A 25,628-nucleotide genomic window follows, 5' to 3' on the forward strand; every position below is an offset into this window, starting at 1 on the left:
GAGCCTGCAAGACTATATGGGGGAACCGGGCTGGATTTCAAGAAAGCCCTCCGGATTATTCTAATTCAGATTTTTGTCGACCCAGTACTTAGTACCCTGTAACGTTGCCTGGGCAACCAGTCCGTTCTCGGTGAACTGGTAAACGGTAATACCCAGGTCCGTGTTAACGGTACCACTCAGGAGTTGTCCCCCCTTGTCGCCGGATTTAGCGGCAGCGTCAGCCTGACCGGTGAAATCCCAACCATTTTGTATAAAGCTATCCAGTGCTTTCCGGTTATCGAAAACAATGATGCCCCGGAAGTCCTTGATGCCTAATCCAATACCGATACCGGCACTGGCCATGCGCATGTAGGTGTCTTCACCAGACTCATTGTCGTGGACAACCCCATAACCGGAACCGGTACTGAGCAGGAGCAGGTTGCTGTTGATGTTGCTGAAAACCGCATAGCCAACGGCTTCACTCAGTTGAGCTGAGGCACTGGGTTTATAGTCATACAGCATTTTCAGGGTTTCTGAACGCATGTGGTTTACATAACCCTGTCGTTCCGCTTTGCTTTTCCCCTGAATGCCGGAGCAGCCTGAAAACAGGCTAAAGAGAACAAGAAGAGTAAGCTGGCTCAGGACAGAACGGGCTGAAAGGTGTGGACGCTCAGTGAAAGGCTCAGTGAAAGATAGCTTCATGAGGGAACTCCGATAGAAAACATGCAGACCCGGTGCCTGCATGTTTTGTCTATAGAGCGCAAGCGCTATTCTGCAGGGGTGGCCAGAGCCTGACCCATCTTGATTGTAGACTCGGCCTGCCATTGCTCAAGCCAGTTCACTTTGTCTTCACCAAACAGGACAATAGCCGTTGAGCCCAGTTTGAAACGACCCATCTCTTCACCACGTTCCAACTTTATACTGGCAGTTGTCGACTCTTCGTATTCGGTGGTTCTTACCTGTTTACGGTGAGGTGTTACCAGACCAGACCAGACGGTCTCGATACTGGCAACATTTATGGCACCCACCATGATCACCGCCATCGGGCCATGTTCAGTATCAAAGATACTGACAACCCGCTCGTTACGGGCAAACAGCCCCGGCACGTTTTCTACAGTGCCTTTGTTGACGGAGAATAAACGACCAGGGACGTGAATCATCTTGCGCAGGGTGCCTGCCGCAGGTGTGTGAATACGGTGATAATCCCTTGGAGAAAGATAAATAGTGGCAAACTTGCCGCCCATAAATTCAGTGGCCAGGTCGGTATCACCCCCCAGCAGTTCTATCAGGCTGTAGTCATGGCCCTTGGCCTGAAAGATACGACCATATTCAATGTCGCCAATCTGGCTGATAGCACCGTCGGCAGGGCTGACGATGGTATCTTCCTGCTCAGGCAGAGGCCGGGCTCCCTCTTTCAAAGGACGAGTGAAGAAATCGTTGAAGTGTTTATAAGACTCCGCATGCTCAGCCTGAGCTTCGCTCATATCTACATCGTAATGCTTGATGATCCAGTTAATCAGGGCATTTTTGAAAGCTGGGATTTCACACTCAACAAAATAATGCACCGCTCTGGAAATCAGGTGGTGAGGCAGAATGTACTGGGTCAACGCGAACAGTTTTTCTTTCACTAAGGCTGTCCTGTTATTGGGGAAAAGATTTTGAATGACGATTGTAAAGGAAGCGTTTTGTTAAAGACAGGCTGGTTTGTACCAGCCTATTGGGAGATCGGTGTATCGGTCAGATTACCCCATTCTGACCATGAACCATCGTAGGCTTTTACCGAATTGAAGCCAAGCGCTCTGGCTACCAGATAAGTAAAGCCGGAGCGATGGTGAGTCTGACAATAGGTGATAATGTCTTTTTCCCGCTGCATGCCCAGCTGAGCAAGGACTTCAGGCAGGTCTTTGCGGATGCGAAAATTTCTGTCCGGGTCCATGGCTGATGTCCATTCAAAGTTAATGGCACCGGGAATATGGCCGCCACGCTTGGCCAGCACTTTTACACCTGCAAATTCTGCAGGGGAGCGAGCATCCCAGATAGCCGTACTGGCATTTTCCAGATGCGTCAGGATGTAATCTTTGGAAGCGATAACAGATGGGTCGATTGACAGGGAGACACGGGTTGGCTTTACCTTTCTGAGTTCGCTTTCCGCTGTATGCTCTTCTTTCAGCCAGGCATGAATGCCGCCGTTCAGGTAGGAGTAGTTTTTATGCCCGATAACATCCAGGGTCCAGATAAAGCGGCCCGCCCAGCCACCACCTTCGTCGTCATAGACCACGATATGCTCATTACCGGTGTAACCAAGCAGTGAAAACAGGTTTTCCAGCTGCTGCAACGGTGGCAGCTTGCCAGTCGCCGGTGGTGTGCCTGCCACAAGGTGTTGGGGAGCGATGTTAACGGCACCGGGAACATGCACCTGGGCGTATAGCTGAGGATTGCACAGGTCGACGATCAACAGGTTGCTGTCATGAAGATGATGTTCAAGCTCAGCAGGTTCGAGAACCAGTGGAAGCGATGTTTGACTCATTGGACTTCTGTTAGTTTGTCGTGGATGAACGCATTATAGGTATCTGTCGCAGCGGTTGAAAGTATACCTCATCTATACTGGTCGCTTTAGTTTTGTAGCTGGGCGGAAACCACTGAATATGCAATATTTAACTTACATTTTAAAAAGGATAACTGTTCTGTTGTTTATGCTTGTCGCTGAAAATCAGGCTTACGCGATTAATGATGGCAATGAGTTACAGGGCAAAGACCAGACAGAAGGCGCGACAGCAATGAGTCCGAAGTTAAGCTTCTACGACCGGTCAAAAATAGAAAAAAATCCTGGCGTCTCTTTGCTGAAGTATGATCACAATGAAATAAAGGTCGAGGGCGTTCCTTTGCCGCCAAATTTAGCGACTTTTGAATACTCTTTACCTTCGGAGTCAGTTATCAGTATCCATGTTGTGTCCTTAAATGATGATGAGGTTTTTAATCAAAACGATAATACAAATGATGACGAAGATTCTGATGGAGTGAGCGACAGTGAGTTTTGCGAACTTTTTGTCGTTATCACCACGAATGAGGGGCCAGCCGATTCACCTCAAAGCCCTGCCTCGTCCGGTAGGCAGGCAGTGGTCGGATTCATGCAGACTGCACCTGTTGACGACAGTATTGATCCTGACGGGAAAGAAGGAGATCTTTTGGTGGCACCGGACTGGGAGTCTCTGATTGCCCACCTGAAGGAGTGGATGGTTGGTTCCTTAATTGAGCATTTGAACGTTGGTACAGACACCAGAGCATATCTCAGCAGTATGCTCTACAGCGAAGACGAAAGCGACAAGGAGGAATGCAGGAAAGAGTTGATAACACTATTAAACAGGCTCATGGAAGATCTGCCTGATTCCGTGCGCGATACTGAGGAAGCAGCCCCAACCTCTGAAGCTGTCCCTGAATCATCTCCGGAACCACAGTCCGGTTGTTTATGCCCTGATGGCGTGGCTGAAAACCGAGCCACATCAATGGACAGGTGAAACTCTATGGTCTTCTTTCAGCCAGGCATGAATGCCGCCGTTAAGGTAGGAGTAGTTTTTATGTCCGATAACATCCAGTGTCCAGATAAATCGCCCGGCCCCGCCCCCGCCTTCATCGTCATAGACCACGATATGTTCATTGCCGGTGTAGCCCAGCCGTGAAAACAGGTCTTCCAGAGGCCAGCGATCAACAGGTTGCCGTCATGAAGATGATGTTCAAGCTCAGCAGGTTCAAGAATCAGCGGCAGTGATGTTTGACTCATTGGATTTCTATCAGGCTGTTGCGGATGAATGTGTTGTAGGTATTTGTCGCAATGGTTGAAAGTGGGCCTTTTCTATAATGGTCGTTCACAAGTCGTTTTTAGTTTTGCAGCAGGCGGAAACCACTGAACATGCAGTATTTAACTTGCGTTTTAAAAAGGGTAGTTGTTCTGATTTTTATGTTTGTCGCTGAAAATCAGGTTTATGCAATCAATGACGGCGATAAGGCGGAGAGTAAAGATCAGCCAGAGGGAGCGACTGCCCTGAGTCGGAATTTAAGGTTCTACGACCGGTCAGAAGTAGAAATTAATTATGGTGCTTATTTGCTGGAGTATGCTCACGAAGAAATAAATGTCAGGGGCGTTCCTTTGCCGCCAGATTTAGAGGCTTTTAAATACTCCTTACCTTCGGATTCATATATCAGCATCCATGCTGTGTCCTTAAATAATGATGAGGCCAGTTTGGACGAATATTCTGAAGGGTGGACCGAAGCTGAGTTTTCCGAAGCGTTTGTCGTTATCACCACAAGAGGAAATCCTGCAGGTTTGCTTCAAAGCTCTGTTTCGTCCGATAGACAGGCAGTCGTCGGATTTATGCAGACTGCAACTGTTCACCGCAGTACTGATCCTGACGGGAAAGAAGGACACCTTTTGGTGGCCCCGGACTGGGAGTCTCTGATTGCCCACCTGGAGGAGCGGATCGTCGGTTCTTTAATTGAGCACTTGAACGTTCATGAAGGCACCAGAATATATCTCAGCAGTTTGCTCAATAGCGAAGACGAAAGGGACAAGGAGAAATGCAGGAAAGAGTTGATAACGCTGTTAAACAGATTCATGGAAATATTGCCTGAGGCCGTGCGCAATGCATATCTTACCCTTCCGTCAAGGGTAAGATATGACCCGCCCGTGCGCAATGCCGGGGAAACGGCCTCAACCTCTGAAGCTGTTCCTGAATCATCCCCGGAGCCGCAGCCCGGTTGTTTATGCCCTGATGAAGTGGCTGAAAACCGAACCACATCAATGGACAGGTGAAACTCTATGGACTCATCTGCTGCGAGGCAAGAATCTGTCGATAGCTGAACAACCGTTCTTCGGTGATCTCACCGTCTTCCAGGGCTTTGTGAATGGCGCAGCCGGGTTCCTGTTCGTGTTTGCAGTCCCTGAATTTACAGTAACCGAGAAACGGCCGGAACTCTCGAAACCCCTGGATGACTTCTTCCGGAGTGATATGCCACAAACCGAACTCACGAATACCAGGGGAGTCGATCAGCGTTCCTCCTGCCGGAAAATGGAACAGCTTGGCAGCGGTGGTGGTGTGCATGCCTTTGCCGGTGGCTTCTGACAGCTCTCCAACCAGAGTGTCAATGCCGGGCAGCAGGGCATTGACCAGCGAGGACTTGCCCACACCGCTTTGCCCCACGAATACGCTGGTATGCTCATCCAGCATATCCTTCAGTTCATCCAGACCATGATCGGAGCGGGTGGAAGCCGTAAGGATGCGATAGCCGATCTGCTGGTAGACCGATAACATATCGATCATCATTTCCATCCCTTCATCATCCAGCAGATCAATCTTGTTCAGGAGGATAACGGGCTCGATCCCAACGGTTTCTGCTGCGATCAGGTAGCGATCAATCAGGTTCAGGTGAGGAATTGGCACAGGCGCAATAACCAGCACAATGTAATCAATATTGGCTGCAACCGGCTTGATACGACCGTGGTTATCCGGACGGGTCAGCAGGCTGGAGCGTTCGTCCAGAGCGACAACCACCCCGGTTTCGTCTTTGGTTGAAGGTCGCCAGATGACCTTGTCGCCCGTGACAAGAGAGGGAAGGTTGCGGCGAAGGTGACAGCGGCGGGGCTTTCCGGGATTGCCAGGAGACTCGATATCCAGTGTGGCACCGTAATGAGCTGTCACCAGCCCTTCCTGCTCCGGTCCCAGATCTTCGCTCTGCAGCTCTTCTTCAATCTGACTTTCCCGCTTGCGAGCCCGGGCTATGCGCTCTTCCTGAATTTTCTGAATGCGCCAGCTCTGTCTGCGCGTTAGTTTGCGCTTACTCATGTTATCTCTTAAAGTTCATAATGAAAGGATGGTCTGGTCAAGTCTCAGTCGAGTAGAGAAAAATAGATTCATTTAACTCGCGAATTTTACCGACATGTTCGATTCAAGGACGCAGTTTGTTTCAAGGGTACTTGTTTAAAGAACACTTGCTCAAGGAACACTTGCTTAAAGAACACTTGTTTAAAGAACATAGTATGAAGGTGTAGACTTAATATGCCAGCCGAAGTACACAATTGCTGTACTTTTTTTAGCGTAGAAGCCTTATCATACAGGCATTTGTAACTCTACTTAACTACCGGGTGTTTGATGGCAAAAGCGGATAATCTGATCTGGATTGATCTGGAAATGACAGGTCTGGAGCCTGATACCGATCGAATCCTTGAGATCGCCACCATTGTAACCGACGGGCAGCTCAATCAGATTGCTGAAGGCCCTGTTATTGCAATTCATGAGAGTGACGATGTACTCAACAACATGAACGAGTGGTGCATCAAAACCCATGCCCAGACGGGGCTCACTGAACGTGTGCGGCAGAGTACCATTTCTCTGGCTGAAGCTGAACGAATGACCCTGGATTTTCTGAAAGATCATATTGAGCCGGGTATCTCTCCAATGTGCGGCAACAGTATTGGTCAGGACCGTCGCTTCCTGCACCGTTATATGCCCGAGTTACATGATTTTTTCCATTACCGTAATATCGATGTCAGCACCCTGAAAGAGCTGGCGCGTCGCTGGAAGCCTGGCATTATGGATGGTTTCAGCAAGAAGGGAACACATCTTGCGTTGGAAGATATACGAGAGTCTATCGAAGAGCTGCGTTACTACCGGCAGTTTTTTATTGGCAGTTAACTGTTTTTTTGATTTTTGAAACAGATGGTTATGGGGTGCAACCGCTTGTGTTGCACCCCATTTTTTTTGGTATCTGTGTTGGATCGAATCCGCTGATTCAGACAGCCAGCACCTTGTAGTGTTCCTGAAGAATATTAATATGCGACATCTCTTCATTGATAATGTCGTCTATTTTCTCCTTGCCCAGTCGTTCCGGAATGTAAGCCTTCATACCCAGATAGAAGAGGATCGCCTCTTTTTCATGTTCGATTGCACCACGGATAATGGAGCCGATATCGGTGAAATCCACCGGCTGCTCATTCAGTTTCTGCATGTCGGCATGGTTCTGACAGTACTGGATGTAGTGGTTTTCAGGGTCGAATGCCGTGCTTTCCTTTTCCTGTTGGGTCAGCTGGTTGCGCATGTGGGCAAAATCGCTTTCATGCTGAGACTCAATCTGCACCATTCTGTTCAGGAACGCTTTTTGTTCCGGGGCTTCGACCGCCGCCGCTGCGTTCTGGTAATAGTTGACCGTATTCCTCTCAATACGCTCAGCCATGATCAACACTTGCTCAATGTTAAACTGAATGTTCATTAGTGAATTCCATGCTTGTCAGGGTCTTTAACGTGCATATTCGCCACGTACTCATTTTCCAGCCAGTACATGCGGTCGGCTACTTTGGCTTCCGGATTCAGTTCAACGTCTTTCAGCACCCACTCCTTGAATTTATGGTAGCCAGCGACGTCAATCAGGTGTCCCATGTGCAGGTACTTGGGAGAGCCGTCGAGCATGTGAGCGGAGAACTTCCAGATGTTTTCAATGACCTGGGCGATCACGTCTTCCGTTACCCAGTTCAGGAACATCTTGCCAATTCGTGGGGTCACTTTTGAAGTGCGGCCACCGAGCTTGACCATATACAGTTTTTTCGGGTTGCGGTGCCAGGCCAGGGTTGGGCAGACCAGGGCGCACTCGCCACAACCTATGCACTTGGTCTCTTCTTTAAGGATTTTGCCCTGGCTCGGATGCAGGCACTGAGCCGCGTGCTGGTCGCACAGCTCTGCACACTTATTGCAGCCAATGCAGCGATCACGGTCATACTCCATCTGCGCAATACCAAAGATGCCAATATCACCCAGGTTGGCTTTGGCGCAGTCCTGGGGACAACCGGCGATAACGACTTTCAGATGGTATTTGGACGGGTAGATCAGTTTTTCCAGACGTCTGGCGATACCCGTAGTGTCGCAGTTGGCTTTTACGCAGATACGGTTACCCTGACAGGTAACGATATTGCGGCCACCAATGCTTTTATAACCTTCTTCAGGGTCCTGCTCGACACCACAGGTATCGATGGTCATTTCCTGAATGAACGGGGCGATCATTTTATTGACTGCCGGAATATCTTCATAACGGATACCCGGCATCGCCAGCTTCTGGCGAGTGGTCAGACGAACGGTGCCGTTGCCATACTTCTGCGCCACATCCCTGGCTACATCCAGCAAGTGAGCCGGTATGGTGCCACCCACAGTCCTGAGGCTCAGCATACACTCTCCGCGTACCTTGGAGAGCCTGTAGTCCATGTTTGCACGGGTTTTAATGATATCTATATCTAAAGGCATGCTCTAAAACCTCAGTCCACCAGATGCTTGGAGTGGTCGTAACGGAAAACAGGACCGTCAAGACAGATGTACGTATTACCTACACGGCAGTGACCGCATTTACCGACAGCACAGGCCATTCTGCGTTCGTGGGATACCCAGATACGATCTTCCCTTGCGCCGTTTTCCAGCAAGCCTTTCACTGTAAACTTGATCATCATGGGCGGCCCCACCACCACATAGTGGTGTTGTTCAGGGTTTTCGTAATTCAATCCGTCCAGGTATTGAGTCACCAGACCGATGTTCTCGCCCTTTTCAGGGTCGCCTTCGTCCAGGGTGACAATGGTGTTGAAGCGCTCTTTCCACACCTCAATATCGTCCGCAAACAGAACATGCTCCCGGCTTCTGAAGCCGACAATCACATCCATGTCCTGAACCTGATCACGATTTCTCATGAAATAGTTGATCACGGAGCGAGCCGGAGCGACACCCGTACCACCGGCGATCACGGTGAGGTTGTTGCCGACAAACTCTTCATGAACCGGATAACCATTGCCCATCGGGCCACGCAGGTAGATCGTATCGCCTGCCTTCAGTTCGAACAGTTTGCTGGTGACTTTGCCCACACGACGAATGACCAGCTCAATCCAGCCTTCACCAAAATCTGAAATCGAAATAGGGCATTCACCGGCCAGAGGCAGTGATACTTCAACAAATTTGTCGAACCCACCTTCGAAATCAACCGGCACCATGAAAGCCCACTCGTCTTTGGTGTGCTTGATGATGCGTTCAATACGGTAAGGCCTGGGCAGATAGTGGTTAGCGTACTCTTCCTGCTCCGTTGCGTTTGGCGTATACAGCCCGGCGTTATTCTGCATGTTGAGTCTCCTCAAGCGCGGTGGTGACCTTGCTGACCATGTTGGAAAAAGAGATGTATTGCGGGCAACGGTCGTCGCAGCGGCCACAACCCACGCACATGTGATCGCCAAACCGTTCTTTGTGGTCAACCATTTTATGCAGGAGTCGGTATCTCAGTCGTTCACCGCTGCGCTGGCGGTAGGAGTGGCCGCCGGCCATATCAGAAAAACCGGGGATAATGCAGGATGACCAGATTCTCTGGCGCTCACCAAAATGAGCGTTTTCGGTGTAATGTACGTCATTGACGCTGTAGCAGGAGCAGGTGCCACAGGAAGTGGTGCAGCGGCCGCACTCAACACAACGGCGGTCGTATTCATCAAACAACGGGTGTCCGATGGTTCGATCCCTGATTTCCTGAGCCGACAGTCCGGTGCTCTCGGGTAACTTCAGGGTAAACTGATTTTCCTTGATGAACTCCGGTTTAAAATCGCTGTCAATGCCATGCTCTGCAAAGGCTTCGCGCAATTCATTACACTGGAAATGAATGTCTGCCCCGGACTCACTGAAGCGGCAAGCGATGTCGTAGTCGCTGGTTTCGTGAGTGTTCATGGACACGCAAAAGCAGCTGTCCCAGCCGGTTTTGCACTCGAACATGGCGACTTTGACTTTTTCCCGCAGGCGTTTGTAGTAAAAGTCTTCATTGTCGCCATTTTTCAGAAACATATTGTCGAGCTGACGGAGACCGTGGATATCGCATGGGCGCATAAACAGCAGAATCTTACGGCGGTCAACAGAAGACGTAATCAGCTGGCCTTCGTGGAACTGAAACAGCGTCTGGGTGATCGGGGCAATCACCTCTTTGGGAGAAAAATGGGATTTCTCCTCCCAGACTATTTCTTCGGCAGTGGACACTTCACCATATTGGATGTTGTCGGTATCGGAAAACCGCCCACCACCCACAATACGAACCGGCGCCATGATTCGATAGTGCCTGGACAATGTCTCAAACACTTCATTCAGGGCGCTATTGGTCAATGATAAACTCATAAGCAACTCCTTTGACTCTGAAATGCAAAAGCACTCCAGACTACTTAAGGCATGAATACCCGAATTTATTTTTCGGGTACTTGAATAAAAAACGGTTAATTTTTATCCAGATGCGCGCAGAAATAGTTAACCTCTGGAATCATTACTGGCTACCGGAACCTGTCAACTGAGATAAATGGTTTAAAAATAACCAATACAAAACAGCAATGTATTATTTAGAAATGTAGACAGTAGATAATAATCAATTAAAAGGTATTTTATATGCTTATTCAGCAGTGCATCTGGTTTTTGAATTCACAAAAAATATCAGGCAAACGATCATAAAATTAACAAGGCAGTTAGCCAAAATTAAATATCTTCTGGTTTTTTTATACCTTCTTTATTCATTCAGCCTGACTTCTGAAAAAATACTGAGTTAATAAGACAGCCTTGTCGAATAACCGTTCCAGCTTCGCTGCTGAGCATCATAGATAGGAATATACTGGTAAATCCATAAGTACTTTTGCGGATGCTTGTTGAGTTTTTTGAGGTATAGATAATGTAAAAAACAATGATTATCAATAACTACCTTTATTTGAATAAAAAACAATCGATAAACAGCGTTTTAATTAAATTGATAACAGTGAATACTGAATTCTAATGTTTCGGTATTCACTGTTTCTATTTAATGATTCAATTAAATGGTGTTAGATTTCACTGGAGCTATTGGTGAATTTCTTCCAATTCAAAGATGCCTGCAGTTTAACTACCCCACCAATAATAATGAGTGCAGGTGATCGAATCTCTTTTTCTTTCACCAGAGAGGGAAGTGTTGACAGATCAGCCGTGATGACCCGCTGCTGACTGGTTGTCCCTTTTTCTATCAAGGCGGCAGGTGTCCTGGCAGAACACCCATGGGTTATCAATTTATCGCAGATGTGCCCCAGCTTTAATAAACCCATATAAAAGACCAGGGTCTGGTTTGGTTTGCTCAAACTCTGCCAGTCAAGGGAGCAGCCGTTATTTTGCTCATGGCCGGTGACAAAGCGAACGGACTGGGCGTGATCCCTGTGGGTAAGGGGAATTCCGGCGTAAGAGGCACAGCCTGATGCTGCTGTGATGCCCGGCACTACCTGAAAAGGGATATTTTCCCGGGCTAAAGATTCCAGCTCTTCTCCGCCCCGGCCAAAGATAAACGGATCACCGCCTTTGAGCCGAAGCACCCGCTTGCCCATTTTGGCCTGTTCAACCAGTAAGTCATTGATTTCAGGCTGGGGCTTAATGTGCTTAGCGCACTTTTTGCCCACGTAGATGTACTCGGCATCCCGGCGGCACAGTGCCCGGATGGGTTCGGAAACAAGACGATCATAAAGCACTACGTCTGCCTGCTGCATCAGGCGCAAAGCCCTGAATGTCAGCAGGTCAGGATCGCCAGGTCCTGCGCCTACCAGGTAGACTTCACCCGTCTTTTGTTTTTTCTGGTTTGCTAACTGAGTCTCAATCTCTCTTTCAGCACCTTCCTCGTCGCCGTTAAGAGCAGCTTCTGCTGCCGGGCCGGAAAAAATCGTTTCCCAGAAACGACGTCTATCGTTTATTGAGTCAAAACGCCCAATTACACGGCTTCGATAGCGTCCGGCCAGTGCTGCCAGTGATCCATAACGCGAGGGTAACAGGCTCTCAAGTTTTTCACGCAACATTCTCGCCAGCACTGGAGCCTTCCCGCCGGTGGAAAAAGCGGCTATCACTGGGGAGCGATCCACAATAGCGGGCATAATGGCGTTACTTTCTGCCGGAGAGTCCACCACATTGACGATAAGGTTTTTCTGCTTTGCCGATTCGGCGACTAGTTGATTGGTGGCCTGTTGATCGGTTGCCGCAATAACCACAAACGCATCGTCCAGGTCATTTTGACAAAAGCCACGTTCATAAATCTGGTGTTCCGGGCTATTCAGCAGTTCCTTTAACTCGTCGCTCACCTGGTGGGCGACGATGCGAATAAATGCTCCGGCTTCTTTGAGAATCCTGGCTTTTCGCAAGGCAACATCGCCACCACCAACGATCAGGCAAGGGCGCTGCCTGATATCCATAAAAAGAGGAAAGTAATCCATTATCGTTTATATTGGTCAAACAAATTGAACGACAACGGTATATGAAGTTATCTGAAAATTAAACTGTAGGGGCTGCGTTAATGTTCAGCATGTAGCTCCAAAGCCCAAAGCCCAAAGCCCAAAGCCCAAAGCCCAAAGCCCAAAGCACATACTCCCGCACCAGTAATACTTACAGTTCTTTATTCATAGGCTTACTTTTTCAGGGAATGACCGGAGCAGAGTGCTTTTTGATTACCCCTGCCAGGCTCTGAGCCTTTGTCTTCCGGCCTTTCGTGCTTAAGTCAGTGCCATTACCTTAAACCACTGTACGATTGTACGGTTGAAATTGCCAAATTTCCTGTAAACCAGTGGTTCACTCCATTAAAGAACAGAAAAAGACTGTCACTCAATGACTCTTGCCACAGTGAATCCTGATCGTTAATGGTTGTGCCGTTAGGAAAAGTGATTCCTGCTTCAAGGTTCGCCCCGTGGTTATGCACCATCAATACTGGAACCGAAAATATAACGGCCAGAAAGGGGGTCGTCTGCTGTGAGCCCCAGATATCGGTATTCATTGCATCGTTCAACACCTCATCCATAACTCCCCGACCGTATATTTCGACAATACGGCTTATCCTCTCTATCTTAGGTAAGACTTCATTCTCAATCGGTATATGATCATTTTGACCATTTACCCAATTAGCAAAAGTACTAAGATATCCGGCAATGATTTGACGTACCCAGTCAGGACCGTCAGCACCTACAGTACAATCTAAAAAATCCCGTTCTTGCAATCCAGTTAAGATTGAGTGGTATAAGCATTGACCATCCCCGTCTACATCCAATGCCATAATATCATTGCGGTCAAAAAAGTTATTAAGTGCTTCCCAATAATGGCGCTGACTCCTCGACTGAAACTTTCGAGTGGCCTTTTGTTTATACCGCTTCGTTAAACCCATTTGTTCTTCAGGTGTGCCCTGATCTGAAGAGCTGGGAGTGGAATCAAAACAAAAACTCGTCAAGAATACCTCTGGTTTTTTTTTCTTCGAGTCAGGGTAAAAAGCATTAAACGTCCTGATAAAAAATGATTCCTTATTTTTTACCTTAACAAGACTGCACTCTGAAAAAGTATCAGCAGAACCTATATTATTGCATTGACCAAAGGTTGTCTGCTCGTTGTAATGAGTGTTAATGAAGTGACAATCACTGAAAGAGCATTGTTTAAAAAGTGCACTAGGTATTTTCAGGTCTACCATTTTACAATTCTCAAAAGTATTTTTTTCAATACGTGTCGCGCAAAATGAGAAGTTAATAAGGCATAAACCACTCCAGGTTATTTCTTCAGGTAATTGCAGGTAATCAAATATTCGTAATTTTCCAAGAAAGGCTGAGTCAGAAATTGGAATGCCCAATTCTTCAAGCCTGCTTCTTATTTCCGGGTATATAAGCCAGATAACAGGGATTTCTTGTGGTTCCGGTTTTATCGTTTTCCAAAAGGGTATCATGATTGCCAGAGTTGACCTGATTCTCCCTAACAGGTTCCTGCTCCCGGAGGGTTGTTTATCTGCTGTGTCTGATGTTTCCTGATTCCGGGCTGGCTGATGTGTACAGAGTGTGTCTGATAACTCGTCATTAACAGAACTACAGTCTTCCTTAACTGCAGCTATTATCTTATTTAGTAAACGGTTTATCTCTCTTTCACTCATTGAATTTGGTTTGTAATAGTCCTTCATTAGCTTATTTAATCCCAGTTTTATCCATAAATCCTCATTTATATATGCGAGTGTGTAGCTATTAAAAAAGTAGCGATCCTTACCGGCAAAGCAGATTCCGGACATTATGGAAAGAGTCAAACTCACGATTAATAATTTAAATAGAGACATGCATACATCCTCCTTCAAAAGGGCTCTTCAGGCATAATTGGCGGAAGAAATGTAAAAACTTTGAGGTATGAGGCAGATGTACCGAATTAAAAAAGCCTTGCCCATGGCTGTAGTCCTTGAATAGCAATGAGCCTGGCTTGATGTTGGGTTTTGGGTTGAGCTTTTTAAGGCGGATGATTTCGGCCTCCGGAACTTCTATCCGAGCCTGCAACTGAACGTTTTGCTCCATGAGCAGAGCAATTTGCCTTTGCTGTCGGGTAATCAGCTCCTGTTGCTTGACTATGTATTCAAGCAGGCTGGGGGAAAGGTCTTCAGGAGGCAAAGTAATCATGGGTTTGAAGGTTAGACAACAAGCTCAGGTTTTGCCTCTTCATATACCGGCTTTTTAGTACTTACCCTTGAAAGGAACCATATAATTTTTCCCTAATTGGTTTTAGAAGTGTCTAATTAGTCACTTATTTTCAGGAAAAGTTTCGCCACTGTTCAGCATGTTGCTCCAAAGCCCAAAGTACATGCTCCCGCACCAGTTCCGATGGATAGTCTTTTCGGGCCAGTAATGCCTGAACGACTTTGTCGCTGCCGGGCGCATTGCCCAGCCCAACCGCAATATTACGCAACCAGCACTCAAAACCTGCCCGCCGGATGGCTGAACCTGCGGTACGTTCCAGAAACTCTTCTTCTGTCCACAGAAACAGATCAGCAAGCTCCACAGAATCTAATGAGTGCCTGGGCCGAAAATCACTTTCCTGAGTCGGTTTGGCAAAGCGGTTCCAGGGGCAGGCAAGCTGGCAGTCATCACAGCCAAAGATACGGTTGCCTATTTTGCTGCGCAGCTCTATGGGAATTGGGCCACTGTTTTCAATGGTGAGATAGGAAATGCATTTGCGGGCGTCAATGCGATAGGGTTCAACAATGGCACCGGTTGGGCATTTATCCATACAGGATGAACAGCGTCCGCAATGGTTTTTATCGTAAGGCTCATCTACCGGCAACGGAAGATTGGTAAACAGTTCGCCCAGAAAAAAGAACGATCCGGCTTGCCGGTTGATAATCAATGAATGCTTCCCCATCCAGCCGAGTCCCGCCTGCTGCGCCAGTGGGCGCTCCATCACCGGGGCGCTATCGACAAAAGCCCGGTAGCCGTGTTCGCCAACGGCAGCTTCAATCCTTTTTCCCAGCTGGGTCAGGCGTTTGCGGATCAGCTTATGGTAATCACGTCCAAGGGCATAGCGGGACACATAGGCTTTTTCCGGTTCGCCAAGGATTTTTACGGTCTCAGTGTCCGCAGGCAGATAGTCCATCCGGACCGAAATGATGCGAATCATACCCGGATGCAACAATCCGGGATTGAAACGAAGGTCCTGATTCCGCTCCATATAATCCAGGTCACCATTGAACCCCATGGCCAGCCACTCTTTGAAGTGTTGCTGGTCCTGTTCGGGTACTTTACCTTCAGATATGCCCACTGCCTGAAAACCCAGCTCCCGCCCCCACTGACGAATCTGGTCGGCCAGCCGGGCAAAGTCAATCTCTGCAGAAACCGGTTCAAGGTCTTGCTGGTCAGGTCGCTGCATGGATCGCTGGGTAAATTCTGGGTTAGCTGGGTTCTTTGACACGGATTCTTGGGGATATAATCAATTGAATATTATTTAGTGAATCGGAGTTAGCCGGTTCAGATCAAGTGCGGGGATATCCGTATGTGCCGTTTACCACAACAACTTTACACCGCTGAGCAGGTTCGTCAACTGGACAGGCTGGCGATTGGTGGTGTTGCCGATCATCCGGGCATTAATGGTTTTGAACTGATGGGGCGAGCGGCTGATGCGGCATTCAGCCGTCTTTTACAGAGTTATCCACAGCTTGATCAGGGTGCCGGAATGCAGGTGTTCTGTGGCGCAGGAAACAATGGCGGGGATGGTTATCTTATCGCGGCACTGGCTTCTGAGCGGAAAATTCCTGTTTCTGTCACAGCGTTGAAGCATCCGGATGAGCTGACAGGCGATGCCCGCAAGGCATTTGAGCATTGCAGCAGCAAGGGTGTCCGTATCGTTCTGTGGCGTGATGAGTCAGCGGTTACAGGTGAGATTCTGGTGGATGCCATGCTTGGTACTGGCTTGAGTGGCGAGGTTCGCGGGGATTACTGGCAGGCCATTGAAGCTTTAAACCACTCCGGCAAACCCGTTGTTGCCGTCGATATTCCGTCCGGGCTGTGTGCCGACACGGGTGCGGTGCTGGGAACCGCTGTGCAGGCTGAACTGACGGTGACGTTTATTGGCACGAAACAGGGGCTGTTAACAGGTGATGGTCCTCAGCTATGCGGCACGTTGCACTTTACTGACCTGGACGTTCCTGCTGTCGTTTATAACCGGTTAAAACCGTCTTCTATACGGCTGGATGAGTCTGCTCTTAAAGGACTGCTGGCTCCAAGAAAACGAACAGCCCATAAAGGTGATTATGGTCATGTCCTTATCATTGGCGGTAATCATGGTATGCCGGGTGCGGTGATCATGGCGGCAGAGGCCGCCATAAGCTGCGGGGCAGGTAAGGTGACAGTGGCGACTCGGCCTGAACACTTGCCTGCTCTTGCCATTCGCCGGCCAGAGGTAATGGCTGTGGGAGTTGGCAGCAGGGCAGATTTACAATCCTTACTACACGACAAAACAGTCATTGTTGCAGGACCTGGTATAGGTACTGACTCATGGGCGTATGACCTTGTGGATGAGACCCTGAATACAGATGTGTCCGTCGTACTGGATGCCGATGCACTGAACCTGTTATCGGAGCATTCCCAATTGCGTCGGGCGCGAAAGTTTCCGATGATGCTTACTCCCCATCCGGGTGAGGCGGCCCGGTTGCTGAAAACGGATACCGGGTCTGTGCAGAAAGATCGTTTTGCCGCTGTCGCCGGTTTGTCTGAAACATACAATGCGTGTGTCGTTTTGAAAGGCGCTGGTAGCCTGATTCAGTATGAACAGCAAACCAGCCTGTGTTCTGCCGGAAATCCCGGTATGGCTGTAGCAGGTATGGGGGATGTGCTCAGTGGTGTTATCGGGGCACTACTGGCGCAGAATTTACCAGTTTATGATGCAGCCAGACTGGGTGTCTGGCTGCATGCCAGTGGTGCAGATACGCTGGCATGGCAACAGGGTGAAACCGGTTTGCTGGCAACGGATACGATTCCTTTTATCCGGCAGCAGCTCAATGAGTTAACCGGTCATGCAGTAAAAAATTGAGGAAGTATTGTCGCGGACGATGCGCACATCTATGCAAAATACAGCTATGCAAGAAAAAGCGATGCAAAAAAATGTACACAAGGAGCAGGTAGACCTGCTGATCGACGATGAGGATGCCATGGTTCAGCTGGGGACTTCCCTGGCACTGGCTACTGAGGGTGAGGCAGTTATTTATCTGCACGGTGACCTTGGGGCAGGAAAAACAACACTCTGTCGCGGGATTCTGAGGCATTTTGGGCATCAGGGAGCGGTTAAGAGCCCAACTTACACACTGGTTGAGCCCTATCGCATTAATGGTCAGCTTATTTATCATTTTGACCTGTACCGTCTGGCAGACCCTGAAGAACTGGAGTTTATTGGCGGGCGGGATTATTTTTCCGAAGCGGGCATCTGCCTGATTGAATGGCCAGGCCGGGGGGCGGGCGCTCTGCCTGACGCCGATCTGGAAGTAAAGCTTGATTATAATTTACCAGGAAGAAAGGCGACCATCGTCGCAGGCACGACCAGAGGGGCATTGATGCTGGCAAGGATGCAGGAGGGTAAATGTCAATAAAGCCAGGGATCCTTGGGCTATTACTCAACCGTTTCCGTCAATCAGGCTCTGAACCGAAGGCATTAAAAAACAGCCGTCGTCAGTTTGTTGCCACAGGTGCAAAGCTGGCACTGGGTCTGTCGTTACTGAAAGCAGAAATTGTTCTGGCGGCCAGCAAGGTGATCAGAGACATACGACTCTGGCGATCCCCTGATAAAACACGGCTGGTGTTTGACGTTTCGGGAGAAGTTTCCCATAAAAGTTTTACCCTGAGTAATCCGAACCGGTTGGTGATTGATATCAAGGGAGCCTCCCGGGGCTCCTCCCTCTCTAAGCCCAACCTGAAGAATACGCCGGTAAAAAACATACGGTATGGTGTTCAGAACAAAAACGATCTGCGGGTGGTTCTGGATCTGAATACCAGAGTAAAGCCGGAAAGCTTTCTGCTGAAGCCTTACGCCACATACGGCCATCGTCTGGTGATTGACCTGTTTGATACCGGCAAGGCGGCCCCGAAACCTGTTGTTCCACCGGCCATTGCCAAAGACCGGGATATCATTATCGCCATTGACCCCGGCCATGGTGGTGAAGACCCGGGAGCCATTGCCCATGGTGGTGGCTATGAAAAGGATATTGTTCTGCAGATTTCCCGTGAGCTGGCAAAACTCATTAATCGTGAACAGGGCTTTAAGGCGGTTCTGGTTCGAACCGGTGACTATTACATCCCCTTACGTCGGCGAACCGTTATTGCCCGCAATGCCGGAGCAGACCTGTTTGTGTCTGTCCATGCGGATGGCTTTACGGATCGCCGGGCTCATGGTGCTTCGGTATTTGCCCTGTCCCGCACGGGTGCTACCTCTGAAACGGCACGCTGGCTGGCAAAGAAAGAGAACTCTTCTGACCAGATAGGCGGCGAGGGCGGCATATCCCTGAATGATAAAGATGAGGTGTTGGCCAGCGTGCTGCTGGATTTGTCGATGACTTCAACATTGTCTGCCAGCCTTGAGGTGGGCGATAAAGTGTTGAAAAACATAGGTGGTATTAACCGCCTGCATAAGAAGCAGGTGGAACAGGCCGGTTTTGCGGTACTGAAGTCCCCGGATATTCCATCCATTCTTGTGGAAACCGGGTTTATCACCAATCCGCAAGAGAGCCGCAAGCTGAAAACCCGAAGCCATCAGCGGGCTATGGCTCTGAAGATTCATAAGGGGCTAACCCATTACTTCTACAAAAAACCGCCAGTTGATACATTAGTGGCCCGACTGAAGCGCGAAGGGCGCATTAACATCCGGCCCGATCAGTATGTCATCCAGGCCGGTGATACGTTGTCAGAAATTGCCCAGCGTTTTGATGTCAGCCTGAACTCTCTCAAACGCGCTAACCAGATCAGCAGTGCCAGCCGTATCCGAACCGGCCAGGTGCTGGTGATTCCCAATTAATAGTTGCCGGTAATAGTTGCCGATAGTAGTTGCCGGTTATACCGGTAACTGCTGTTTGGGCTTTATAGAGGTACAGTATTTTCTAATCCCAAATTAAGTCTGAAAAATTAACAGAACAGACTATATTCAGTTGATTCTTGAATGGCTTAGCAGGCTAAGGTTTTTGCCTATGCGCGAGTGTGAGTCGTCAAACCTGTTTTTCTGGTGCATTTTTTTTGGTTTTATTATTCTCGGCCTTTGCTCGCCCATACTGCTGGCAGATTACTATCTTATTTCTGCTCCGGACCTTCAACCAGGTCAGGTTGTCGATGTTTTTATCAGAACTGATGGATGCCTTGATGTTGACTGGTTCAGACAAAGTGCAGGTTACAATGTTCAGCAGGTTTCGTTTAATGACATACAGTCTGGAGATGCACCCTATTTTATTTTTTCCGAAGGTATAAGCCGCAGAAATCTGTCTTCTATTGAATACAGCCGTTATCAGGCTTCAGCAATTCAAGCCCTTCTGCTTGTTATGGCTAACAGGCGGTTTTATCCACCGGACAGGTCTGACTTAAATGAGACACTCACGGAGAATCAGCAGGACCTGTTTTTTTCAGTTGATTTGAGTGATTTAGCGGAACTCACTGATGAAGTCGGTATGCTGGCGGATAGATTTCAGAGCGAAGGAACAATAACAGGCTGGCATTTCAGGAGACTAATTGTTCGTGATGAAAGTAGAGTTTCCATTCGAGTGAGGATTACTGCGCAGGATCATGACCTGGTTCTTCAGGAGTTCAGGGAATACTTTCCCACTCTGGCTGTTCAATACCTCCGTAGTGACTCGGATTCGACCCAAAGCTGTCCTCCGGTAAGCGGGAGGCCAGAGATGATTCGTTATTACGTCTCACAGGTTGATGATGGAGAGGCGCGGTTCATTACTAATACTTTGTCCAGAAATCGTCTGCATTTTTTTCAAACGACTCATTACACACCAGACAGCCCAAACTGTCAGTCTTTTACTGTTCGCTTTAGTGTCAGGATTGATGAGTTACAAATGATTGCCCAGCCTTCATGGCTTAAAAACATTAGACGTTTTGTGAGGGGCGTTCAAAATTCAGGTGGTGCCGCAGCAGAAAGTACTCGACATTTTCGCTGGTACCTTGAGCGAATGGATGATGCCAGACATTTGAGAAATGGTGTGGCACTGATACTGTCATTCCGGTTGATCATTAATACCGGTAACAACAGTCAGGACATTATCGTTTTGCCTGCTCAATCGGCGCAGAATGATGTTTTAGCGGTCATTCCCAGGGCTCCATTGCAGATTCGCTGGTATTTCCCCGCCAGGCAAGAATTACGTCCCATGCTGTTGAGGGGGGGGCTGCCTTTTGTCTTGTTAAGGGAAGAGCTGCTCTATCGTTTTTGATGGCTGAAAAAAACAAAAAAACAGTCTATATTTTGATGATTGTCAGAATGGCTCACCCATCACAGGTTGTTGTTTATGCAAAGGTGCCGGTTATCAGTTCTGTTTTCTCTGGGCGTCTTGCTTTTTTTCTTTATCTACTCTGACACATTGTTCGCAAATTACTACAGAGTTTCCTCTGAAGACAGTCAATCTGATAACGCCGGCGTTGCTTTTATCCAGACAGCTAAAAAACTCGATGAAGAATGGCTGCTGGAAAATGCACATCTTAATGTGCAAGAAGTGTCGTTTCATACCATAGAAGCCAGCAATGCACCCTATTTCACTTTTAATGGTGGTATCAGGCATAGGGGGTTAAATTTCGCTGAATACAGCAGTCATCTTGTTTCGGCCATTCGAGCAGTTCTTCTGATAATGACTGACAGACGCTTTCATCCACCGGCAAGAACTGTCGCCAGTGAGCCCCTGAGAGAGGATCAACAGGATCTTTTTATTTCGGTTAATCAGCTGGACCAACTGCCGAGGCTATTAAATTCTATAGGGGGGCTGGCAGACAGGTTGCAGGGCAGGGGTATAATAACTGTTTGGCACTTCATGAAGCTTATTTTCCATGATGAAGGCAGGGTTGCTGTCAGGATCAGGGTTTCAGCACGGGATCATGAAGCGGTTCTTCAGGAGTTCAGAGAGCATTTTTCTTCTATAGCAATCCGATACCTGAGAGCTGGCTCAGCTTCTAGCATTCAGCATTCCCCCCCAATAAGCACCATCCAGAGACGTAATCGCTTTGATATTTCACAGGTTGATGATGAAAGTGTTGGTCTTATTCGTGGTCTTCTGGCGGCAAATAATCTGCTCTCATTTGAAACGCAGGGTATAACTGACAGGTCAACGCATCAGTCTTTTATTGTTCGTTTTAATGTTGAAGAAGATGACTTACGAAGGATTGCAAATCCTGTTTGGCTTGAACATGTCAGAAGCTTTGTAAACCATCTTCATAGCAACCCCTGTACAGAAAACAGACATTATTTTTCCGCATATCTTGCTCGGGTTGCCAGGAGTAATCGCTCAGGAGATGGTATTTTTACAGAATTATCCTTCCGAATCATCGTTTATGGCGAATACGGCGACCAGAATCCTATCGATTTGTCAGCTTTTTTAGACGGGTATGGTATTTCAGCCATACGCTCCTGGAACATCCTGGAAATTAGCGGGCTCAACCCGGCCCGCCAAACGGTAACCTTTGTGAACTTTTTTACTGGAATTGCACAGAGAGTCTTGCGATTATTTAGCAGACGAAACCATGCAGAAAATGGTAATCCTGCTGAAGCAACCCGACTGTTGACCAATCCGAACAGGGATGTCTCCCATGCGCATATCATTCAATTGCCGGGAAGCAGTCAAGCGAATTAACATCTTTTGCCGTGTTCGTCGGTCATTTTCTGAAGACTTTGAATTCACCCGGAATAACACTGCAATATGAAGCCAATCCGCCTGCTGGACAACCGCCTTGCCAACCAGATCGCTGCTGGTGAAGTGGTTGAACGCCCTGCCTCCGTTGTTAAAGAGTTGCTGGAAAACAGTCTGGATGCGGGCGCAAGGCGGGTAACGGTAGAGGTGGAAAGTGGTGGTGTGAAACTGATCCGCATTCGTGATGATGGTCACGGGATTGGTAAAAATGACCTCGCGCTGGCGTTGTCCCGCCATGCCACCAGTAAAATCTCTGAGCTTGAAGACCTTGAGGGCGTGGCAACGCTGGGTTTTCGTGGAGAAGCCCTGGCCTCCATCAGCTCTGTGTCACGACTGACACTGACATCAAACTCCGGGGGACAGGAATCCGGCTGGCAGGTTCGTACCGAAGGGCGGGATATGGATGCGGTTGTGAATCCAGCTCCGCATCCAATTGGTACCACGCTGGAAGTCAAAGACCTGTTTTTCAATACACCGGCAAGACGTAAATTTTTGCGCACGGAAAAAACCGAATTCTCTCATCTGGAAGAAGTGGTAAAACGGCTGGCTCTCTCCCGCTTTGATGTGGGTTTTACCCTGAGACATAACCAGCGCAGCGTTCATCAGTTGCGTCCGGCAAACACTCAGGCAGAGAAAGACCGGCGGGTAGCTTCGTTGTGCAGCCCTAAATTCATTGAAAATGCAGTCATTATCGATGTTGAAGCCTCTGGTTTGAAACTGTGGGGCTGGGTTGGGCTGCCAACATTTTCCCGCTCCAGTGCTGATCTTCAGTACTTCTTCGTTAATGGTCGTGTGATTCGGGATAAACTGGTTGCTCATGCTGTGCGGCAGGCCTACCGCGATGTACTTTACAACGGACGTCATCCGACATTTGTTCTGTACCTTGAGCTGGACCCGTCCATGGTCGATGTCAATGTGCATCCGACCAAACATGAAGTTCGTTTTCGTGACGGGCGAACGGTGCATAACTTTTTGTTCAGTACACTGCACCGGGCTCTGGGAGAAGTGACGCCTGATGCGCAATTGCCTCCTTCCTCTCTGACCGAGGCTCAGCCACAGGCTACTGGCGTGGAAGCAGGAGAGTTTCAGGGACAGGAAAATATTTCGCTGACAACGGCCTCCAAGCCTGCCGGGCAGACTGCCTTTGCTTCACCTGGCTCACCGGCGGGGGCTGGAAGCTTTAGCCGGAGTGTTGAGCGTGCGCCGGAACCGGCTCAAATCCAGAAGCACCTGCAGGCTTACAGCGAATTGTATTCAGCTGCTGCAAGTCCTGCGCAAGTGAGTACATCATCCCGGCCTGCTTCGGCAGTAGGGGAGTCAGCGGTGCCGGATTATGTGTCTACAGCAGCAACTCCTTCCGCAGCAACTCCTTCCGCAGCAACTCCAGCCATTACCAGTGTGAATGATCCATTGCCTGCGTCTGATACCTCTGGTATGCCGCCACTCGGTTTTGCTGTGGCGCAGCTGAAAGGCATTTATATCCTGTCTGAAAATGAACAGGGCATGGTGCTGGTGGATATGCATGCCGCCCACGAACGCATCACTTATGAACGCATGAAAGTCGCCTGGCACGCAGATGGCATAAAGGCTCAACCTCTGCTTGTGCCAAAATCCATTGCTGTCAGCGACCGGGAAGCAAATACTGCTGAAGAGTTTTCTGGTTACTTTGAAAAACTGGGGTTAGCGCTTGAGCGCATGGGGCCGGAAACCCTGCTGGTGCGTCAGGTTCCGGTGATGCTGCAGACTGCCGACGTTGAAAAGCTGGTGCGTGATGTGCTGGCTGACCTGTCACAGCATGGCGACAGTGACCGGGTTGAATCCCAGATCAATGAAATTCTTGCCACCATGGCCTGCCATGGTTCGGTAAGGGCGAATCGTCGTTTATCTATCGAAGAAATGAACGCTCTGCTGCGAGACATGGAACAGACGGAACGCAGTGGCCAGTGTAATCATGGACGCCCAACCTGGACTATGCTGACAATGGATCAGCTGGATAAGCTGTTTTTACGGGGACGATAACATTTAGCAGCCAGAGGGACTTAAGGGATGAAAAAGGCTTGTGCGTTTTTTTTACTCATTGTGATGTTGTTATTAATGGAAGTCCCGCAGAACAATCCCCGTATCCGGCTACAGTCCCAGTCGCTGATTCGTGAGCCAGTCTCTGAAGTGTGGCAACAGCTGTCTGACTTGCCGCAGGTACAACATTACGTTCCGTTTGTTAACGGCAGTGACATCACGACGGATCAGAAAACGGGCGAAGGTGCTCAACGTATTGTCTGGCTGGAAAACCAGCGGACAGTACAGGAAGAAGTGATTGAGTGGGATGATGGACAGGGCTATGTACTTCGGCTTAACGACGTTTCATTTTTTCTCCCGTTTCACGACATGGAAACACGCTATCGTATTGAACCGGACGATGAGCAGGGGCTTCAAACAGATCTGGCGATCACTCTCACCGTTCGCCCCCGCTTCGGGTTGCTGGGACAGTGGCTTCTGACGCCTGTGATCACTCCCCGTCTCCAGCAGCAGCTGGATGAGCTGGCTGATGGCGTGAGATACTATTTTGAAACAGGGTTGTCAGTGTCTAAGTGAACCTGTCAAGACTATCTGGATCGAAGTTTCGGTTGTGGGCTATAGAGATTGCATTGACATCCCTCCACTCCTGATTGGGGGGCAGCTACTGCTGCGTTTTATAGGGTTTGCCAGCATTTTTCGTGTATTTTCTTTGATCAACAGACTGAAAGTGGTATCAGTACCAGATCATGGCTCTGGCTATGATTCTGGGGTAGTGGGGCAAACCTGTTATATTTCATGGATGTCAATGCCAAATTCGATTTTGTTGATCAACAGGCCAATAACAATATCGTGCATTTGTTCTAACTTTGAAAAGCATATTGTCTTTCTGGCCAGACGCTTAATCCAAGTTCTAAAATTCAGGTTTTTACGTTCAATTTTCTGAGTATTTTCTTTTCCAATGATGTGTCTGCTTTCGTCGAGATTACGTTCATAGGCTCCCCAATCATCAGTATAAAATTTCTTGATACCAAATGGTTCAAGAAGCTCTTTTAGTTTTTTGAAAACCTCATCCTTTCGTTTCCCAAAAACGTAAGCCAAAACAGTATTGGTCGCATGATCAACTGCATGCCAAAGCCAACGCTGGTTACTTTTTTCAAACACATACGACCACTGTTCATCTATCTCAGCCTCTTGGCAGGCACGGCCTACGTGAATCACAGCACCCGTTCCAAGATCCATTTTCTGAATATTTGGATTAACTTGAACTAACCCGAATATTTCATAAATGAGCAACAAGTTCCGGAAAAAACATCCCATTCTGATTTTTTCGGAGGTCTGTTGCTCTACTGTCCATGAAAAAGGTATTACAACCCGAACTCACCATTAATTCGGATGTTTTTTGATCAGCACCTGCTTTTTCAGGACAACAGAATTCCCCAACA

At 48.5% G+C, this 25,628-nt stretch carries 22 protein-coding genes and 1 pseudogene; 10 read left to right on the plus strand and 13 right to left on the minus strand.

The features are described 5' to 3' along the window. Positions 1-60: 60 nt before the first annotated feature. The 3 genes from NX722_RS20880 to NX722_RS20890 form a co-directional block, all read right to left on the minus strand. The gene (locus tag NX722_RS20880) at positions 61-681 is read right to left on the minus strand and encodes a lipid-binding SYLF domain-containing protein (protein WP_262564798.1); all 621 of its coding nucleotides are present in this window, start codon (positions 679-681) and stop codon (positions 61-63) included. A gap of 65 nt (positions 682-746) precedes the next feature. After that, positions 747-1,607 carry an archaetidylserine decarboxylase gene (gene asd / locus NX722_RS20885; protein ID WP_262564799.1) on the minus strand — a complete coding sequence of 287 codons (861 nt, stop codon included), beginning with the start codon at positions 1,605-1,607 and terminating at the stop codon, positions 747-749. Positions 1,608-1,693: 86 nt separating this feature from the next. Beyond that, positions 1,694-2,506, minus strand: coding sequence for a sulfurtransferase (locus NX722_RS20890; protein ID WP_262564800.1), 813 nt, complete (start codon positions 2,504-2,506; stop codon positions 1,694-1,696). Between the two features lie 55 nt (positions 2,507-2,561). On the opposite strand from NX722_RS20890, the gene NX722_RS20895 reads away from it, so the two are divergent. After that, entirely contained in the window at positions 2,562-3,494 is a 933-nt protein-coding gene (locus tag NX722_RS20895) for a hypothetical protein (RefSeq protein ID WP_262564801.1), read from the plus strand. A 9-nt stretch (positions 3,495-3,503) separates the two neighbouring features. On the opposite strand, the pseudogene NX722_RS28700 reads toward NX722_RS20895, so the two are convergent. Then, positions 3,504-3,757: pseudogene (locus NX722_RS28700) on the minus strand (rhodanese-like domain-containing protein); the annotation flags it as partial. 129 nt (positions 3,758-3,886) lie between these two features. On the opposite strand from NX722_RS28700, the gene NX722_RS20905 reads away from it, so the two are divergent. Then, positions 3,887-4,786 (plus strand): hypothetical protein, encoded by a 900-nt coding sequence (locus NX722_RS20905; protein ID WP_262564802.1) that lies wholly within the window; start codon positions 3,887-3,889, stop codon positions 4,784-4,786. Positions 4,787-4,790: 4 nt separating this feature from the next. On the opposite strand, the gene rsgA is transcribed toward NX722_RS20905, so the two are convergent. Next, complete coding sequence (rsgA, locus tag NX722_RS20910) at positions 4,791-5,816, minus strand: small ribosomal subunit biogenesis GTPase RsgA (RefSeq protein WP_262564803.1); 1,026 nt, start codon at positions 5,814-5,816, stop codon at positions 4,791-4,793. A gap of 306 nt (positions 5,817-6,122) precedes the next feature. On the opposite strand from rsgA, the gene orn reads away from it, so the two are divergent. Further along, positions 6,123-6,665 (plus strand): oligoribonuclease, encoded by a 543-nt coding sequence (gene orn, locus NX722_RS20915; RefSeq protein WP_262564804.1) that lies wholly within the window; start codon positions 6,123-6,125, stop codon positions 6,663-6,665. Positions 6,666-6,762: 97 nt separating this feature from the next. Here the strand turns inward: orn and NX722_RS20920 are convergent, their stop codons facing one another. The 7 genes from NX722_RS20920 to queG form a co-directional block, all read right to left on the minus strand. Then, positions 6,763-7,239 (minus strand): ferritin-like domain-containing protein, encoded by a 477-nt coding sequence (locus NX722_RS20920; RefSeq protein WP_262564805.1) that lies wholly within the window; start codon positions 7,237-7,239, stop codon positions 6,763-6,765. Continuing rightward, positions 7,239-8,261, minus strand: a complete 1,023-nt coding sequence (gene asrC / locus NX722_RS20925; RefSeq protein ID WP_262564806.1) for a sulfite reductase subunit C — start codon at positions 8,259-8,261, stop codon at positions 7,239-7,241. Before asrC ends, NX722_RS20920 begins: the two co-directional genes overlap by 1 nt. A gap of 11 nt (positions 8,262-8,272) precedes the next feature. Further along, positions 8,273-9,118, minus strand: a complete 846-nt coding sequence (gene asrB, locus NX722_RS20930) for an anaerobic sulfite reductase subunit AsrB (protein WP_262564807.1) — start codon at positions 9,116-9,118, stop codon at positions 8,273-8,275. Continuing rightward, entirely contained in the window at positions 9,108-10,145 is a 1,038-nt protein-coding gene (gene asrA / locus NX722_RS20935; protein ID WP_262564808.1) for an anaerobic sulfite reductase subunit AsrA, read from the minus strand. The genes asrB and asrA overlap by 11 nt, the downstream gene beginning before the upstream one ends. Before the next feature lie 686 nt (positions 10,146-10,831). Then, positions 10,832-12,232, minus strand: coding sequence for a siroheme synthase CysG (gene cysG, locus NX722_RS20940; RefSeq protein ID WP_262564809.1), 1,401 nt, complete (start codon positions 12,230-12,232; stop codon positions 10,832-10,834). A 290-nt stretch (positions 12,233-12,522) separates the two neighbouring features. Beyond that, positions 12,523-14,094 carry a hypothetical protein gene (locus NX722_RS20945; RefSeq protein ID WP_262564810.1) on the minus strand — a complete coding sequence of 524 codons (1,572 nt, stop codon included), beginning with the start codon at positions 14,092-14,094 and terminating at the stop codon, positions 12,523-12,525. A 461-nt stretch (positions 14,095-14,555) separates the two neighbouring features. Beyond that, positions 14,556-15,668: a tRNA epoxyqueuosine(34) reductase QueG gene (gene queG / locus NX722_RS20950; protein ID WP_262568703.1), complete on the minus strand. Its 1,113-nt coding sequence runs from the start codon at positions 15,666-15,668 to the stop codon at positions 14,556-14,558. Between the two features lie 123 nt (positions 15,669-15,791). On the opposite strand from queG, the gene NX722_RS20955 reads away from it, so the two are divergent. The 7 genes from NX722_RS20955 to NX722_RS20985 all read left to right on the plus strand — a co-directional run bounded on the left by NX722_RS20955 (position 15,792) and on the right by NX722_RS20985 (position 24,762). Beyond that, complete coding sequence (locus NX722_RS20955; RefSeq protein WP_262564811.1) at positions 15,792-17,327, plus strand: NAD(P)H-hydrate dehydratase; 1,536 nt, start codon at positions 15,792-15,794, stop codon at positions 17,325-17,327. Between the two features lie 61 nt (positions 17,328-17,388). Beyond that, entirely contained in the window at positions 17,389-17,880 is a 492-nt protein-coding gene (gene tsaE, locus NX722_RS20960) for a tRNA (adenosine(37)-N6)-threonylcarbamoyltransferase complex ATPase subunit type 1 TsaE (RefSeq protein ID WP_262564812.1), read from the plus strand. Beyond that, positions 17,871-19,298, plus strand: coding sequence for an N-acetylmuramoyl-L-alanine amidase (locus NX722_RS20965; RefSeq protein ID WP_262564813.1), 1,428 nt, complete (start codon positions 17,871-17,873; stop codon positions 19,296-19,298). Before tsaE ends, NX722_RS20965 begins: the two co-directional genes overlap by 10 nt. 169 nt (positions 19,299-19,467) lie before the next feature. Further along, on the plus strand, positions 19,468-20,706 hold the full coding sequence (locus tag NX722_RS20970) for a hypothetical protein (RefSeq protein WP_262564814.1): 1,239 nt from the start codon (positions 19,468-19,470) through the stop codon (positions 20,704-20,706). A 117-nt stretch (positions 20,707-20,823) separates the two neighbouring features. After that, on the plus strand, positions 20,824-22,113 hold the full coding sequence (locus NX722_RS20975) for a hypothetical protein (protein ID WP_262564815.1): 1,290 nt from the start codon (positions 20,824-20,826) through the stop codon (positions 22,111-22,113). A 66-nt stretch (positions 22,114-22,179) separates the two neighbouring features. After that, positions 22,180-24,189: a DNA mismatch repair endonuclease MutL gene (gene mutL / locus NX722_RS20980; protein ID WP_262564816.1), complete on the plus strand. Its 2,010-nt coding sequence runs from the start codon at positions 22,180-22,182 to the stop codon at positions 24,187-24,189. A 27-nt stretch (positions 24,190-24,216) separates the two neighbouring features. Then, complete coding sequence (locus tag NX722_RS20985) at positions 24,217-24,762, plus strand: SRPBCC family protein (protein WP_262564817.1); 546 nt, start codon at positions 24,217-24,219, stop codon at positions 24,760-24,762. Positions 24,763-24,972: 210 nt separating this feature from the next. On the opposite strand, the gene NX722_RS20990 is transcribed toward NX722_RS20985, so the two are convergent. Continuing rightward, positions 24,973-25,479: an IS1 family transposase gene (locus NX722_RS20990; protein ID WP_262564818.1), complete on the minus strand. Its 507-nt coding sequence runs from the start codon at positions 25,477-25,479 to the stop codon at positions 24,973-24,975. Positions 25,480-25,628: the final 149 nt, after the last annotated feature.

Source organism: Endozoicomonas gorgoniicola, assembly GCF_025562715.2.
Lineage (GTDB): Bacteria > Pseudomonadota > Gammaproteobacteria > Pseudomonadales > Endozoicomonadaceae > Endozoicomonas_A > Endozoicomonas_A gorgoniicola.